This is a genomic window from Isoptericola sp. AK164, from assembly GCF_029643425.1.
In the GTDB taxonomy this organism is placed as follows: Bacteria; Actinomycetota; Actinomycetes; order Actinomycetales; family Cellulomonadaceae; genus Isoptericola; species Isoptericola haloaureus.
In genome coordinates this window covers 644,271-658,838 of the sequence record NZ_CP119106.1, presented here as the reverse complement: position 1 = coordinate 658,838, position 14,568 = coordinate 644,271, and the positions used below count along the sequence as shown (strand labels likewise).

The window sequence follows — 14,568 nt, the reverse complement described above, 5'->3', positions numbered from 1 at the left end:
CGACGCCGGACGAGGGCCCGCTCGTCGTGCTCGACGGGGCTGACCGCGCCACGATCGTGGAGTAGGGTCGAGCCAAGAATTCCTCACCCGAGGAATTATGGGTCGTGGACCGAGGGAGCCCGTCGTGCGCGCGATGATCGTCAAGGAGTTCCGCGAGCTGCGCCGCGACCGGCGCACCGTCGCGATGCTCGTCGCCCTGCCCCTGCTGATGCTGGTGATCTTCGGGTACGCCGCGAACTTCACCGTCGACGAGCTGAGGGTCGCCGTCGTGGGCGACCTGGCCGAGCAGGCCGAGCAGCAGATCACCCAGCAGGTGCCCGCCGACGCGCCCGCCACGCTGGACCTGGTCGACGTCGACCCGGACGCCGGGGCGCAGCAGGCACGCGACGCGCTGCGCGACGACGAGGTCGACCTCGCGATCCTCACCGGGGACGCGTCGGACGCCGACGGCGGTCGCCCCACCGTCCTCGTCGACGGCTCCAACCTCTTCGCCGCCCAGAGCGCGTCGGTCCTGGTCGCCCAGCTCGGCGACCGCGTCGAGTCCGAGATCCTCTACAACCCGGACCTCGAGACCTCCTGGGTGATGGTCCCGGCGATCATCGGCCTGATCCTGACCTTCATCGGGACGATCATCACGAGCATCGGGCTCGTCAGGGAACGGGAGGCGGGCACCCTCGAGCAGCTCGCGGTGATGCCGCTGTCCCCGACGTCGGTCGTGACGGGCAAGATCTCGCCGTACTTCCTGCTCGCCTGCTTCGACATGGTCCTGGTGACCCTGCTCGGCGTCTGGCTGTTCGGGGTCCCGTTCCGCGGCTCGGTGCTGCTCTTCGCCATCGGCGCGGCGATCTTCCTGTTCGCCGTCCTCGGCATCGGCGTGCTCATCTCGACGGTCTCGCAGACCACCGGCCAGGCCGTGCAGGTCGCCCTGATGACGATGCTGCCGCAGATCCTGCTGTCCGGGATGATCTTCCCCCTGGACGCCATGGCCGCGGGCGTGCGCTGGATCGGCTACCTGCTGCCGCTGACGTGGTTCGTCAAGCTCTCCCAGGGCGTCATGCTGCGCGGCGCCGGCTGGGAGTCGATGTGGCTGCCCGTCGTCGTCCTGACCGGGATGGCGATCCTCGTCTTCGGCGTCGCGGTGATCCGCCTGCGCCGCGACATCGCCCCGGCACGGGGAGCCCGCTGATGCCCGGCGCCCGCGACCTCACCGTCGAGCTGGGCGGCACGACGGCGCTGTCCGGCGTGAGCGTCGACCTCCCCGCCGGCCAGGTGACCGCCGTCGTCGGCGGCGACGGAGCCGGCAAGACGACGCTGCTGCGTGCCCTGCTGGGCCGCGTCGCCACCAGCGGCGGCACGGTGGACGTCCCGCCCCCGGAGCGCATCGGCTACGAACCGTCCACGTCCGGGGTCTGGCCCACCCTGTCGGTCAGCGAGAACGTCGAGTTCGTCGGCTCCGCCTACGGGCTCTCCGGCGACCGGCTCCGCTCCCGCGCCGCCACGCTGCTGGCGACGGCCGGGATCGACGACGTGCCCGACCGTCTCGGTCGGGACCTGTCCGGCGGGATGCGGCAGAAGCTCGGGTTCTGCCTGGCGATGCTGCACTCCCCCGACCTGTTGCTGCTGGACGAGCCGTCGACCGGCGTCGACCCGGTCAGCCGGGTCGAGCTGTGGCGGCTCGTCACGGCCGCGGCCCGGGACGGGGCCTCCGTCCTGATGACCACGACCTACCTCGACGAGGCCGAGCGGGCCGCGACGGTCGTGGCCCTGCAGGAGGGCCGTGTCCTCGCGTCCGGCGGGCCCGACGACGTCGTCGGCACCGTGCCGGGGACGGTCTCGGTCGGCGACGCCCCGCCCGGTGGGCGCCGTGCCTGGCGGCGCGGGCGCTCGTTCCACAGCTGGACGCCCGACGGCGAGGAGCCTCCGGGCCGACCGGTCGTGCCGGACCTCGAGGACACCCTCATCGCCCTGACGCTCGCCCGATCCGAGGAGCCCCGATGACCGTCCTCGTCCGCGCCGACGACGTCACCAAGCGCTTCGGCCGCTTCGCCGCCGTGGAGGACATGTCCCTGGAGGTCCGTCCCGGGGAGATCGTCGGCCTGCTCGGGTCCAACGGCGCCGGCAAGACCACCCTCCTGCGCGTGCTGCTCGGGCTCGAGGCCGCCGACGCGGGCCGCGTCGAGGTCCTCGGCGACCCGCCGGCCGACGCCGACCGGCACGCCCTCGGCTACGTGCCCCAGGGGCTCGGGCTCTCGCAGTCGCTCAGCGTGCGGCAGAACGTCGAGTTCATGGCCGCCACCTTCTCGGTGCGCCACGCCCCGGCGCTGCCCGCGGCCCTGCAGGCCGTCGCCGACGAACCCGTCGGGCGCATCGGCCTCGGTCGCCAGCGCCAGCTCGCCTTCCACTGCGCCCTGCTGCACTCCCCGCGGCTGCTCGTGCTCGACGAGCCGACCTCCGGCGTCGACCCGCTCGCCCGGGCGCGGCTGTGGGACACGATCCACGCCCAGGCCGAGGCAGGGACCGGTGTGCTCGTCACGACGCACTACATGCAGGAGGGCGAGCAGTGCGACCGCCTGGTGATCATGTCCCGGGGACGCGGCGTGGCCCGCGGCACGGTCGACGACATCACGGCGTCCTCGCGGACCGCCGTCGTGCGCGCCGAGGACTGGGCCGCGGCCTTCGCCGCGCTGGACGACGCCGAGCTGCCCGTCGTGCTCGCGGGCCGCACCAGCCGCGTGGCCGGCACGGATCCCGGGGACGTGCGGGCCGTGCTGGACGCGGCGGGCGTGGACGCCGAGGTCACCGCGGAACCGGCCACCCTCGAGGAGGCGATGGTGCTCATCGAGCAGTCGTCGCGTCCAGGTCCCCGGTGAGATAGCGCTGCAGCGTCGGGCCCACCAGCGGCGCGAGCTCGTCGGCCGGCAGGGACGCCAGCGGTTCGACGCCGACCACGTAGCGCAGCATCATCAGCCCGGCCACCTGCGACCCGGCCAGCGTGGTGCGCAGCTCGGCGTCCGAGACGTCCAGCCGCCGCACGATCGGCCCGAGCACCTCGGCGCCCAGGAACCGCTGCAGCAGGGTCCGCAGCCCCGGGTCGGCCATGATCGCCGGGACCACCATGCGCACCGTCGCGCCGCCGTCGGCGTCCCACGCCCGCACGACCGCCCGCACGAGCCGTTCGCCCAGGTCCTCGACCGGGCCCTCGGCGGCGGACCGGGTGATGGCCGACGGGTCGATGTCGGTCAGGCCCAGCGTGGCGGCGAGCAGCTCGGTCTTGCCGGCGAACCAGTGCCGCACGGTGCCCGGGTCGACACCGGCCCGCCGGGCCACGCCGCGCACGGACACGGCCTCGTAGCCCCGCTCGTCGAACTCCGCCCGGGCGGCCTCCAGCACCGTCCTGCGGGTGCTGTGACCGGCAGGACGGCGTCCGCGGCGCGGCTGGTCGGACATCGGTCGGCGGCCCTCCGGCTCAGCCGAGCTCGCGACCGAGCTCCGCCGAGCGGTCCCGTGCCGCCTCCAGGGCGGTGAGGAAGGCCGCCCGGACGCCGCCGTCGTCGAGCCGCTTGAGCGCCTGGATCGTGGTGCCGCCGGGCGAGGAGACCTTCTCGCGCAGGATCGCCGGGTGCTCCCCCGTCTCGGCGAGGAGGCGCCCGGAGCCGAGCACCGTCTGCACGGCCAGGCTGCGCGCCACCTCGCGGGTCAGGCCCATGAGCACGCCGGCCTCGGCCATGGCGTCCACGACGTAGAACACGTAGGCGGGGCCGGACCCGGCGAGCGCGCCGAACGCGTCGATCTCCTTCTCGGTGATGCGCAGGGTCTGCCCGGTCCCGGCCAGCAGGGCCTCGACGAGGGCGACGTCGGGCTCGGCGGTCGTCGGTCCGGGCACGACGGCGGTGACCCCGGCGCCGACCTGCGCCGGCGTGTTGGGCATGGTGCGCACCACGGGCTGGCCGTCGGGCAGGTGCCGGGCGTACAGGGACAGCGGCAGGCCGACGGCGACGCTGACGACCACGGCGTCCGCGGGCAGGGCCGGACCGATCTCGTCGAGCACCGCGGCGACGTCCTTGGGCTTGACCCCGACGAGGACGACCCGTGCGTCGGCCACGGCGGCGGCGTTGTCCGTCGTGGTGGCCACGCCGTAGGTCCGGGCCAGCTCGGCCCCGCGGGCCTCGCGCCGCGCGGTGGCCACGACGTCGGCCGGCTCGAGTCCCGAGGCCAGGGCACCGGCCAGGACGGCCTCCGCCATCGTCCCGGTCCCCACGACGGCGACCCTCGTCCCGGCGATCTGCGTACTCACGTGCGGTCTCCTCACATCGGGAAGGTCTCGTAGAAGTCCTGGACGAGCTGGTCGGGGCCGGTGGCCTGGAAGACGGCCGTGTCGTTGCGCCAGGTGACCACGGACTCGCCCGCCGCCGACCCGGGGGTGACGGCGTAGTCGCCGACCGCCTCGCCGCCGACCGTCACGTCCCCCTCGGCGACCGGCTCGCCGGCGGCCTGCAGCAAGGAGGTGTAGACCTCGGCGGCCGCGTCCCCGTCGGGCCACTGACCGGTGACGAGGTCGACCTGCTCACCGCCCTCGGACCCGTCGGCGTACACGATCTCCCACGCCTCGACGGCGTCGACCTCCTCGATCCACCCGCCCTCGGCGGTGTCGAGACGCACGAGCTGCAGCGCGGAGTCCGGCATCGCGGACAGGAAGTCGGTGGCGTCCTCGGGCAGCGGGCTCGCCTCGGCCGTGGGCGTCGGCGGGGCCGCGGTGACGGTGACCTCCGGGAGGGGCTCGGCCTCCTGCCGGGCGAACCCGGGCCAGAAGAACGCGGTGACGACGGCGACGACTGCCACGACGAGGAGCACGACGGCCAGGACGACGCGGCGGCGGCGCACCTGCGCCGCACGTGAGCTCTTCTGGTGCACCTTCTCCCCCGGTGTCCGGAATCCCGGGGTCATGTACCCCGGCTTGCGGTCGGCCATCGACGTCCTCCTGCTCTGCTGCCCGTGGCGTGCGCCGACGTCGGCGTCGCCGTGCAGCCTACGACGTCCGGGCACCGGCGGGGTGTCGGTGGCGCCGCCTAGCGTGACCTTCGTGAGCACCACGACCTCCTCGCGCGCGGGCCGCGCCAAGAGCTCCCGGCCGACCTTCCGCTGCACCGAGTGCGGCTGGACGACGGTGAAGTGGGTGGGTCGCTGCGGAGAGTGCCAGGCGTGGGGCACCGTCGCCGAGGAGGGTCCGGCGGCCGCCGGGCCGCGCACGACGGCGGTGAACCCGGTGCGCTCGGCCGCCCGGCCGATCGCGGAGATCGACGTCGACGCGGCACGCGCCACCCCGACGGGCGTGGCGGAGCTGGACCGCGTCCTGGGCGGCGGGCTGGTGCCGGGAGCGGTCGTCCTGCTCGCCGGCGAGCCCGGCGTCGGCAAGTCCACGCTGCTGCTGTCCGTCGCCTCGAACGCGGCGCGCGGCGCCGACGGCGAGGGCCCGCGCACGGTGCTGTACGTGACCGGCGAGGAGTCGGCCGGTCAGGTGCGGCTGCGCGCCGAGCGGATCGGCGCGCTGGCCCCCACCCTGCTCCTGGCGGCGGAGACCGACCTGGCCACCCTGCTCGGCCACCTGGACGCCGCCGACCCCGCGCTGCTCGTCGTGGACTCGGTGCAGACGATCGCCTCCGCCGAGGTCGAGGGGGTACCCGGCGGCGTCAGCCAGGTGCGCGAGGTCGCCGGCGCGCTCATCGCCGCCGCGAAGGAGCGGCAGGTCCCGGTGCTCCTGGTCGGGCACGTGACGAAGGACGGCGCCGTCGCCGGCCCGCGGACCCTGGAGCACCTGGTCGACGTCGTCTGCCAGTTCGAGGGGGACCGGCACTCCCGGCTGCGGATGGTCCGGGCGGTCAAGAACCGTTTCGGCCCGACCGACGAGGTCGGGTGCTTCGACCTGTCCGAGTCGGGCATCGAGGGGCTGAGCGACCCGAGCGGGCTGTTCCTCTCCCACCTGGGGGCCGGCGTGCCGGGCACCTGCGTGACGGTCACGCTGGAAGGACGTCGTCCGCTGGCGCTGGAGATCCAGTCGCTCGTGGCGCCGTCGCCCCTGGCCAACCCGCGCCGAGCGACCAGCGGCGTCGAGTCGCAGCGGCTCGCGATGATCCTCGCGGTGCTGCACCGGCACGCCGGCCTGCGCCTCGCCGACGCCGACGTGTACGCCTCCACGATCGGCGGGGCCCGGGTCACGGAGCCCGCCGCCGACCTGGCCACCGCCCTGGCGATCGTCTCCGCACGCAACGGCGAGGCGCTGCCCGCCGGCACCGTCGCCGTCGGGGAGGTCGGGCTCGCCGGCGACATCCGTCCGGTGACGGGTCTGGAGCGGCGGCTCACCGAGGCGGCCCGGCTCGGGTTCAGCCGCGCCGTCGTCCCGGCAGGCGTCTCGGTCCGCGCGCCGGCGGGTCTGCGACTGGCAGAAGCGCGGCACATCGCCGAGGCCGTCGAGCTGGCCTCCGCCGCGCCGGCCGAACCCGGCCGTAGCCGCTGAACAGAACGCCGTCAGGCCGTAGAATGCCCAGGTGGCCCCCTCCATCGCGCAACCCGACGCCCTGCTGCGGGAGACGCTTGCCGCCGTCGCGCCGGGCACCGAGCTCCGCGACGGTCTGGAGCGCATCCTGCGGGGCCGCACCGGCGCCCTGATCGTGCTCGGCCTGGACAAGACGGTCGAGGAGATCTGCTCCGGCGGGTTCGAGCTGGACGTCGAGTTCTCCGCGACGCGCCTGCGCGAGCTGTCCAAGATGGACGGCGCGGTCGTGCTCGACCGGGACGCCACCCGCATCCGCCGCGCCGCCGTCCAGCTGCTGCCGGACCCGACCATCGAGACCAGCGAGTCGGGCACCCGGCACCGGACCGCCGAGCGGGTCGCGAAGCAGACGGGGTTCCCCATCGTCTCGGTCAGCCAGTCGATGCGGATCGTGGCGATCTACACCGGGTCGGTGCGTCACGTGCTGGAGGACTCCGACACCATCCTGGGCCGCGCCAACCAGGCCCTGGCCACCCTCGAGCGCTACCGCTCCCGCCTCGACGAGGTCTCCGGCACGCTGTCCGCGCTGGAGATCGAGGACCTGGTCACCGTGCGGGACGTCTGCGCGGTGGTCCAGCGCCTCGAGATGGTCCGGCGCATCTCGGACGAGATCGACGGCTACGTGGTCGAGCTCGGCACCGACGGGCGCCTGCTCGCGCTCCAGCTCGACGAGCTGCTCGGCGGCATCGGCTCGGACCGCGACCTCGTCGTGCGCGACTACGTCGACGTCGAGCGCACCGGCCGCAGCCTGACGGCCGTGCACGCCGACCTGGCGCGGCTCGACTCCTCCCAGCTCCTCGACCTGTCGGAGATCGGCCGGGTCCTGCGGATGCCCGGTGCGGGCGTCGCGCTCGACGCCGCCGTGGCGCCGCACGGCTACCGGCTGCTGTCCAAGGTCCCGCGCCTGCCCGGCACCATCGTCGAGCGTCTGGTCGCCCACTTCGGGGGCCTGCAGAAGCTGCTCGCCGCGAGCGTCGACGACCTCATGAGCGTCGAGGGCGTCGGGGACCACCGGGCACGCGCCGTCCGCGAGGGCCTGTCGCGTCTGGCGGAGTCCAGCATCCTCGAACGGTACGTCTGAGCCTCAGTCCCCGCCCCGGCCGCCGCGGTCGGACGCCTCGCCGTCCTGCTTGTCCCCCTTCTTCTGCCCGGACTCGGACCGGCCGCCCGACTTCTCGGACGCCTTGTCCCCGGGGCCGTCCTGCTCGGAGGTCTCGCCGTCGGCCTGCTCCTGGGTACCGTCCGCCGTGTCCCCGGACGCCTCGCCGTCGGCCGCCTGGGCGCCCTCCTCGTCCTGCGGCTCGGGCTCCGGCGCCTCCTCCACCGCGATCGTGAGCGGCTCGCCCCGCACCCCGGGGACGTCGTCGAGCCGGACCGAGGCCGTGTAGGCGCCGGCCGGGACGTCACCCACCGACGCGCAGTCGGGCGTGGAGCCGCTGCCGGTCCACCGGACCGTCAGCTCCCAGCGCTGGTCGGTACCGAGCAGGACGAGCTCCTCGCCCCCTCCGACGCAGTCCGCCGAGGACCAGACACGGTCGCCGCCGTCCGCCTCCGTGACGACGACCTGCATGCTCGAGCGGTGCCCGTCCAGCAGGCACGGCACCCGTCCCCCGTTGGTCACGCTCATCGTCATCGACATCGCCTCGTCCAGCACGAGAGAGGTCCGGTTCCCGGTGAGCTCGGCGCGGACCGCCGAGGGGTCGCAGGTCTCGGCGACACCCGCGGGGTCGAGCGCCTCGGGCGGCGCGGCCTTGTCGGCCACCAGCTCCAGCGGCGGCTCGGGCCAGGCGTCACGGACCCAGTCCACGGCCCGGCCGATGCCGTAGCCCGCCGCCGTCCCGGTGCCGACGAGCAGCCCGATCACCAGCAGGACGACGGCGAACCCGCGGTGGGTGCGCCGTCGACGCTTCGCCGGGGCCGTGCGCGACCGGGGTCGCGGCGTGCTCCCGGGGGCCACCAGCCCGTTGGTCGTCACCGTCCGACGACCGCCGCCCCGGGACCCTGAGCGCGCGGCCGGTCGCTGCCCCGCACCGGTCGACCGGCCCGACCGCGCGGCGTTCGACGGCGCGCGCCGGGTCGAGGACCCCGAGCGTGCGGAGCCGCTCGCACCGGCGCCGCTCCGACCCCGCGACGTGGAGCTCTGGGTGCGTGAGCGGGAGGAGCCGGTGGCCGTCGACGAGCGTCCGGTGGCCGGCTTCTTCGGGGCCGGCTTCTGGGCAGCCGGCTTCTTGGCAGCCGGCTTGGTCGCGCTGCCGCCGGACGACGCGGACGAGCGCCCGGTCGTCGGCTTCCGCGCAGTCGAGCCCTGTCGCGCCGTGGAGCGCGACGTCGACGAGCGCGTCGACGCGCCCCGCGCCGAGGGCGTCTGGCGCCCCCGCGCAGAGCCTCCTCGACCTCGGTCCTTCGCTGTCGCCACCCTGTCCCCGCATCTCGACGAACTTCCTGCTGAGCGTCACGCTACGTCGTGGCAGGGCACCGGTGGTGATGCCGCGCCGCCGTGCCGGACACGCCGGGCGAACAGGCACAATGGGCGATCGTGGATGCTCTGGTCGAACGAGTCACGGCATGGTTCGCCGACGTCGCACGCGACCTGCCCTGGCGCGCCCCGGACCGGACGCCCTGGGGCGTGCTCGTCAGCGAGGTCATGCTCCAGCAGACCCCCGTGGTCCGCGTCGAGCCGGTCTGGCACGAGTGGATGGGACGCTGGCCGAGCCCGGCCGACCTCGCCGCGGCGCCGACGTCCGAGGTGCTGCGCGCCTGGGGCCGGCTCGGCTACCCCCGCCGGGCGCTGCGGCTGGCCGACTGCGCCCGGGCGATCGTCGAGCGCCACGGCGGCGCCGTGCCGTCCGACGAGAAGGCGCTGCGAGCGCTGCCGGGTGTCGGCGAGTACACCGCCGCGGCGGTCCGGGCCTTCGCCTTCGGGCGCCGGGCCGTCGTGGTGGACACGAACGTGCGCCGCGTGCAGGCACGCGCGGTCACCGGCGACGCCCTCCCGGCGCCGTCGTACACGGCGGCCGAGCGTCGGCTCGCCGCGTCCCTGGTGCCCGACGGCGACACGGACGCCGCCGCGTGGGCCGCGGCCTCGATGGAGCTCGGTGCCGTGGTGTGCACGGCCCGTGTCCCGCGGTGCGACGTCTGCCCGGTCCGCGACCTGTGCGCCTGGCGTGTGGCGGGCTTCCCCCCGGACGAGCACGCCCACCGCCGGCGCACCCAGTCGTGGGACGGCACCGACCGACAGGTGCGTGGTCGGGTGATGGCGGCGCTGCGCGGCGCCGACGGTCCGGTCCCCCGCGAGCTGCTCACCGACGCCGGCCCCGAGGCCCAGCTCGACCGGTGCCTGGCCGGGCTCGTCGAGGACGGGCTCGCCGAGACCGACGAGGCGGGTCGCTTCATGCTCCCGGTCTGACACGGCTTCGGCACCGCTCGGGAGTACCGCACTCCTCCGCTGTGGGCATGAAATCTGCAGCTCTGGATCACTCCAGAGCTGCAGATTTCATGCCCACAGCGGGGGCTCGTCAGTCGAGCACGGTGCGCCGCCAAGGATCGGGTGGCGCCCCGCGGACGGGGCGCCACCCGAGATCAGGCGGGTCGGCGCAGCACGACGACGCCGCGGGGCTGCAGGTGGTCGGGTCCGGCGTCGTCCCCGGCCCCGGTGCTCGCCAGGACCTCTCCCTCGATCCCCGCCAGCGGGAGCGGCTCCGCGGTGCGGTTGACGAGGAACCAGAACGTGACGTCGTCCCGGTGTCGCACCGCGAGCTCGACCTTCCCGCGCAGCGTCGTCGGCAGCTCGCTGGTCACGCCGGCGTCGGCGAGCAGCCGCTCGACGACGGGCACGAGCCCGTGGCGCCCGAGCCGCGTGGCGACGTAGGCGGCCGAGCCCCGGCCGACCGGACGGCGGGTGATCGCCGGGCGGCCCGCGTACCGGCCGTCGGCGTAGGAGGCGAGCACGGCGACGTCCTCGGCGACCACGTCGACCGGGTCGGCCCACAGCGTGCCGACCGAGCCGTCGTCGAGGCGGACCTCGTCGCCGTCGCGCAGCGGGGAGAACTGCTCGACACGGATGCCGAGCACGTCGCGGAAGGCGCCGGGATACCCGCCGAGCCAGATGTGGTCGTCGGTGTCCACGACGCCCGAGAAGTAGGTGGTGACCAGGTGGCCGCCGTGCTCGACGAACTCCCGCAGGCTCGCGGCGCGCTCGGCCGAGACCATGTGCAGCACCGGGGCCACGACGACGTCGTACCCCTCGACGTCGGTGGCCGCGGGGACCACGTCCGCCCGGTGGCCCGCGGCGAGGAACGCGGAGTACCAGTCCAGGGCCTCCTGGCGATAGCGGAGCCGCTCGGTGGGGTGCGAGTCGAGCTCGCTCGCCCACCAGGACTCCCAGTCGAACAGGATCGCCACCCGTGCTCGGGCACGACCCGCACCCACGACGGGGGCCAGGCCGGCCAGCGTCTCGCCGAGCGCGACGACGTCCCGGAACAGCCGGCTGTCCTCGCCGGCGTGCGGGACCATCGCCGAGTGGTACTTCTCGGCCCCGGCCGCGGACTGCCGCCACTGGAAGAAGCAGACGGCGTCGGCACCGTGCGCCACGTGCGTGAGCGAGTCCCGCGCGAGCTCGCCGGGCAGCTTGGGGGTGTTGATCTCCTGCCAGTTCACGGCTGACGTGGAGTGCTCCATGAGGAACCAGGGGTCTCCGCCGGCCACGCCGCTGGTGAGGTTCGCGGAGAACGACAGCTCGTCCATGCCCTGCGGGCCGGGGTGGAGGTAGTGGTCGTTGGACACGAAGTCGATCTCGGGCGCCCAGGTCGGGTAGTTCATGGCCTGGGTCTCGCCCATCACCATGAAGTTGGTGGTCACGGGGATCCCGGGCGTGATGCGGCGCAGCACGTCGCGCTCGACGCGCAGGTGCTCGACCAGGGCGTCCGAGGAGAACCGCTTGAAGTCGATCTGCTGGGTGGGGTTCGGGTACGACGCCGCGAGCCGCGGGGGCAGGATCTGCTCCCAGTCCGTGTACCGCTGCGACCAGAAGGCCGTGCCCCAGGCCTCGTTGAGCCGGTCCAGCGTCGTGTACCGCTCCTGGAGCCAGTGCCGGAAGGCGCGCGCGGCGTCGTCGGAGTAGTCGTGCGCGTTGTGGCAGCCGAGCTCGTTGCTGACGTGCCACCCGGCGAGCGCCGGGTGGTCGCCGTAGCGCTCGGCCAGCCTCTCGACCAGGGCCAGGGCGTACCGGCGGAACACCGGCGAGGTGGGTCGCCACTGCTGGCGGCCGCCCGGCCACAGCGTCTCCCCGGTCCGGGTCACGGGCAGGATCTCGGGGTGCAGCGCGGTCAGCCACGGCGGGGGCGAGGCCGTCGCGGTGGCGAGGTCGACGCTGATGCCGTGGGCGTGCAGCAGGTCCATGACCTCGTCGAGCCAGGCGAAGTCCCACTCCTCCGGGCCGGGCTGCAGCCGCGCCCAGGAGAAGATGGCGAGCGAGACGACGTTGACACCCGCAGCCTGCATGAGCCGGGCGTCCTCGGCCCACACCTCGCGCGGCCACTGGTCGGGGTTGTAGTCGGCGCCGAAGCCGATCCGTGGCGGGATGTCGAGCTCGGGACCGCCGAGCAGACGGCGTGCGTCGGTCATGGGTGCTCCTGCGTGCTGGGTTCTGACGTGGGCAGGGCCCGGGGCGTGAGCCGCCCCGGGCCCTGGGTCGACGGACGGGTCGGCGTCACTCGGTGACGGTGAAGCCCTGCTCGTCGCCGTACGCGACCGAGCTCTCCTGCCAGGCGGCGAGACCCTCGTCGAGCGTGGTATCGGAGACGTAGGCCTGGCCGACGGTGTCGTTGAAGATCGAGTTGGCGTAGACCTGGAACGGCAGGTACTGCCAACCCTCGGCGACCTGAGCCGCCGAGTCGGCCAGCACCTCGTTGACCGCCTGACCGCCGAAGTACTCGAACTCCTCGCCCCGGAACTCCGGGTCCTCGAGCTCGGCCACCGTCGCGGGGAAGGCGCCCTCCTCGACCCGGGTCGCGATGCCCTCGCCGACCGTGGCGTACTCGACGAACTCGTAGGCGAGCGCCGCGTTCTCGCTCGCCGCCGGGACCGCCAGGGACGACCCTCCGTTCTCGGCGGTGACCGACTGCCCGTCCTCCCACTGCGGCATCGGCGCCACGGCCCAGTCCCCTGCCGCGTCGGGCACCGACGACTCGAGGTTGCCGCGCATCCAGGCGCCGATCACCAGCGACGCGATCGATCCGTCGGAGAGCCCCTGGTACCACTCGTCGCTCCAGGAGCCGATCGGGGCGACGAGGTCGTCGTCGATCATCGTCTGCCAGGTGTCCACGAACGTACGGGTGCCGGGGTCGGAGAAGTCGATCGTGACGTCGGTGCCGTCGACCTGGTACGGGCGGCCGCCGGCCTGCCAGATCAGGCTGGTCGTGAAGCCCGCGTCACCGACGTCGTTCGTGAGATAGGCGTCCGGGTCGGCGTCGTGCAGGGCCCGCGCGACCTCCTCGTACTCCGCCCACGTGGTGGGCACCTCGAGACCGTGCTCGTCGAAGACCCGCTGGTTGTAGAACAGGGCCATCGGCCCCGAGTCGGTCGGCAGGGCCGACACCCCGCCCGAGGCGGTCACGGACTGCCACGGACCGGGGGTGAACGTGCCCTCGAGCTCGTCGGCGCCGAAGGTCGTCAGGTCGGTCAGGGACTGGGCGAGAGCGAACTGGGGCAGCGCGTAGAACTCGATCTGCGCGACGTCGGGCACCCCGTTGCCGGCGGCGACCGCGTTCTGGAGCGCCGTGTACTGGTCGTTGCCGGTCCCGACGTTCTCCAGGTTCACGGTGACGTTCGGGTGCTCGGCCTCGAAGTCGGCGGCCACCGACTCCAGCGTCGGGTCCCAGGCCCACACGGTGATCTCGCCCCCCTCCTCGAGCGCCGTCTCCGAGTCGACGGGATCCTGCGAGGAACCTGCGGTGTCGCCACCGCCGGCACAGGCGGTCAGGGCCAGGGAAGCGACGCCGAGCAGGGCGGCGGCGCGCAGGGCGCGACGGGGTCGTGCGGTCATGGTGGAGTCCTCACTTCGTTGTTCGGTGCGGTCGGTGGGGTGGTGCGCGGGTGCCGGGCTCACTCCTTGACGCCTCCGGCGGCCAGACCCGACTGCCAGTAGCGCTGGAGCAGGAGGAAGGCGACGATGAGCGGAAGGATCGTCAGCAGGGAACCGGTGATCACGAGGTTGAAGATGGCCTCGCCGCCGGCGGTGGCGGCCTGGGCGTTCCAGGCGTTGAGGCCCAGGGTCAGCGGGTACCAGGAGCTGTCGCGCAGCATGATCAGCGGCAGGAAGTAGTTGTTCCAGGTCGCGACCATCGTGAACAGCAGGACGGTGACGATGCCGGGCGCGAGCAGGGGCAGGCTGATGCGGAAGAACGTCCGGAACTCGCCGGAGCCGTCCATGCGGGCGGCCTCGAGGAGCTCGGTGGGGATCGCCTCGGCCGAGAACGTCCACATCAGGTAGAGCCCGAACGGTGCGATGAGCGACGGGATGATGACCGACCACGGGGTGTTGGTCAGTCCCATCTGGCTGAACATCAGGAAGGTCGGCACCGCGAGCGCGGTGCCGGGCACGGCGACGGCGCCGATGACGATCGCGAACACCCAGCGCTTGCCGGGGAAGTCGAACTTCGCCAGCCCGTACCCCCCGAGGATCGCCAGGAAGGTGGCGCCGCCGGCCCCGAGCACCACGTACAGCAACGTGTTGCCGAACCAGCGCAGGAAGATGCCGTCGTCGTAGGTCAGCGTGTCGACGACGTTCTGCCACAGGGCGAAGTCCGCGCCGAACCAGAGCCCGAAGGACGTGAACAGGTCGGCCTGGGTCTTGGTGGCGTTGATGACGAGCCAGACGAGCGGCACCAGGGAGTAGACCAGGACGATCCCGGTCAGGACGGTCGTCAGCGTGCTGCGCGGCCGGCGGGGACGGTCGGGGCGCAGCGTGGAGCGCAGCCGGGGGCTGGGACGGCCGGTGGCGGACGCGGTGAGGGCGGTCATCG

Annotated in this window: 13 protein-coding genes; 6 read left to right on the top strand and 7 right to left on the bottom strand. The window is 73.9% G+C overall.

Features of this window, described 5'->3' with window-relative positions; genetic code table 11:
• Positions 1–133: 133 nt before the first annotated feature.
• Genes PO879_RS02950 through PO879_RS02940 form a run of 3 tightly spaced genes read left to right on the top strand, consistent with a single transcriptional unit; the run spans position 134 to position 2,870 of the window.
• On the top strand, positions 134–1,186 hold the full coding sequence (locus PO879_RS02950; RefSeq protein WP_278237442.1) for an ABC transporter permease: 1,053 nt from the start codon (positions 134–136) through the stop codon (positions 1,184–1,186).
• The gene (locus PO879_RS02945; RefSeq protein ID WP_278236448.1) at positions 1,186–1,998 is read left to right on the top strand and encodes an ABC transporter ATP-binding protein; all 813 of its coding nucleotides are present in this window, start codon (positions 1,186–1,188) and stop codon (positions 1,996–1,998) included. The genes PO879_RS02950 and PO879_RS02945 overlap by 1 nt, the downstream gene beginning before the upstream one ends.
• Complete coding sequence (locus tag PO879_RS02940) at positions 1,995–2,870, top strand: ABC transporter ATP-binding protein (protein ID WP_278236447.1); 876 nt, start codon at positions 1,995–1,997, stop codon at positions 2,868–2,870. The genes PO879_RS02945 and PO879_RS02940 overlap by 4 nt, the downstream gene beginning before the upstream one ends.
• On the opposite strand, the gene PO879_RS02935 is transcribed toward PO879_RS02940, so the two are convergent.
• Genes PO879_RS02935 through PO879_RS02925 form a run of 3 tightly spaced genes read right to left on the bottom strand, consistent with a single transcriptional unit; the run spans position 2,836 to position 4,968 of the window.
• Positions 2,836–3,447 (bottom strand): TetR family transcriptional regulator, encoded by a 612-nt coding sequence (locus PO879_RS02935; RefSeq protein WP_278236446.1) that lies wholly within the window; start codon positions 3,445–3,447, stop codon positions 2,836–2,838. The genes PO879_RS02940 and PO879_RS02935 overlap by 35 nt on opposite strands.
• A gap of 19 nt (positions 3,448–3,466) precedes the next feature.
• On the bottom strand, positions 3,467–4,294 hold the full coding sequence (gene proC / locus PO879_RS02930) for a pyrroline-5-carboxylate reductase (protein ID WP_278236445.1): 828 nt from the start codon (positions 4,292–4,294) through the stop codon (positions 3,467–3,469).
• 11 nt (positions 4,295–4,305) lie between these two features.
• On the bottom strand, positions 4,306–4,968 hold the full coding sequence (locus tag PO879_RS02925; RefSeq protein ID WP_278236444.1) for a hypothetical protein: 663 nt from the start codon (positions 4,966–4,968) through the stop codon (positions 4,306–4,308).
• 112 nt (positions 4,969–5,080) lie between these two features.
• Between PO879_RS02925 and radA the strand changes: the two genes are divergently transcribed.
• Together radA and disA are read left to right on the top strand one after the other, a co-directional pair.
• Entirely contained in the window at positions 5,081–6,511 is a 1,431-nt protein-coding gene (gene radA, locus PO879_RS02920; RefSeq protein ID WP_278236443.1) for a DNA repair protein RadA, read from the top strand.
• A 31-nt stretch (positions 6,512–6,542) separates the two neighbouring features.
• Entirely contained in the window at positions 6,543–7,628 is a 1,086-nt protein-coding gene (gene disA / locus PO879_RS02915; protein ID WP_278236442.1) for a DNA integrity scanning diadenylate cyclase DisA, read from the top strand.
• 3 nt (positions 7,629–7,631) lie between these two features.
• Here the strand turns inward: disA and PO879_RS02910 are convergent, their stop codons facing one another.
• On the bottom strand, positions 7,632–8,522 hold the full coding sequence (locus PO879_RS02910) for a hypothetical protein (RefSeq protein ID WP_278236441.1): 891 nt from the start codon (positions 8,520–8,522) through the stop codon (positions 7,632–7,634).
• 561 nt (positions 8,523–9,083) lie between these two features.
• Here PO879_RS02910 and PO879_RS02905 point away from each other — a divergent pair.
• Entirely contained in the window at positions 9,084–9,953 is an 870-nt protein-coding gene (locus tag PO879_RS02905) for an A/G-specific adenine glycosylase (RefSeq protein ID WP_278236440.1), read from the top strand.
• A 173-nt stretch (positions 9,954–10,126) separates the two neighbouring features.
• Here PO879_RS02905 and PO879_RS02900 read toward each other — a convergent pair whose 3' ends face one another.
• The 3 genes from PO879_RS02900 to PO879_RS02890 form a co-directional block, all read right to left on the bottom strand.
• On the bottom strand, positions 10,127–12,169 hold the full coding sequence (locus tag PO879_RS02900; RefSeq protein ID WP_278236439.1) for a beta-galactosidase: 2,043 nt from the start codon (positions 12,167–12,169) through the stop codon (positions 10,127–10,129).
• Positions 12,170–12,254: 85 nt separating this feature from the next.
• Positions 12,255–13,589: a sugar ABC transporter substrate-binding protein gene (locus PO879_RS02895; protein WP_278236438.1), complete on the bottom strand. Its 1,335-nt coding sequence runs from the start codon at positions 13,587–13,589 to the stop codon at positions 12,255–12,257.
• Between the two features lie 59 nt (positions 13,590–13,648).
• Complete coding sequence (locus tag PO879_RS02890) at positions 13,649–14,566, bottom strand: carbohydrate ABC transporter permease (protein ID WP_278236437.1); 918 nt, start codon at positions 14,564–14,566, stop codon at positions 13,649–13,651.
• Between the last annotated feature and the right edge of the window lie 2 nt (positions 14,567–14,568).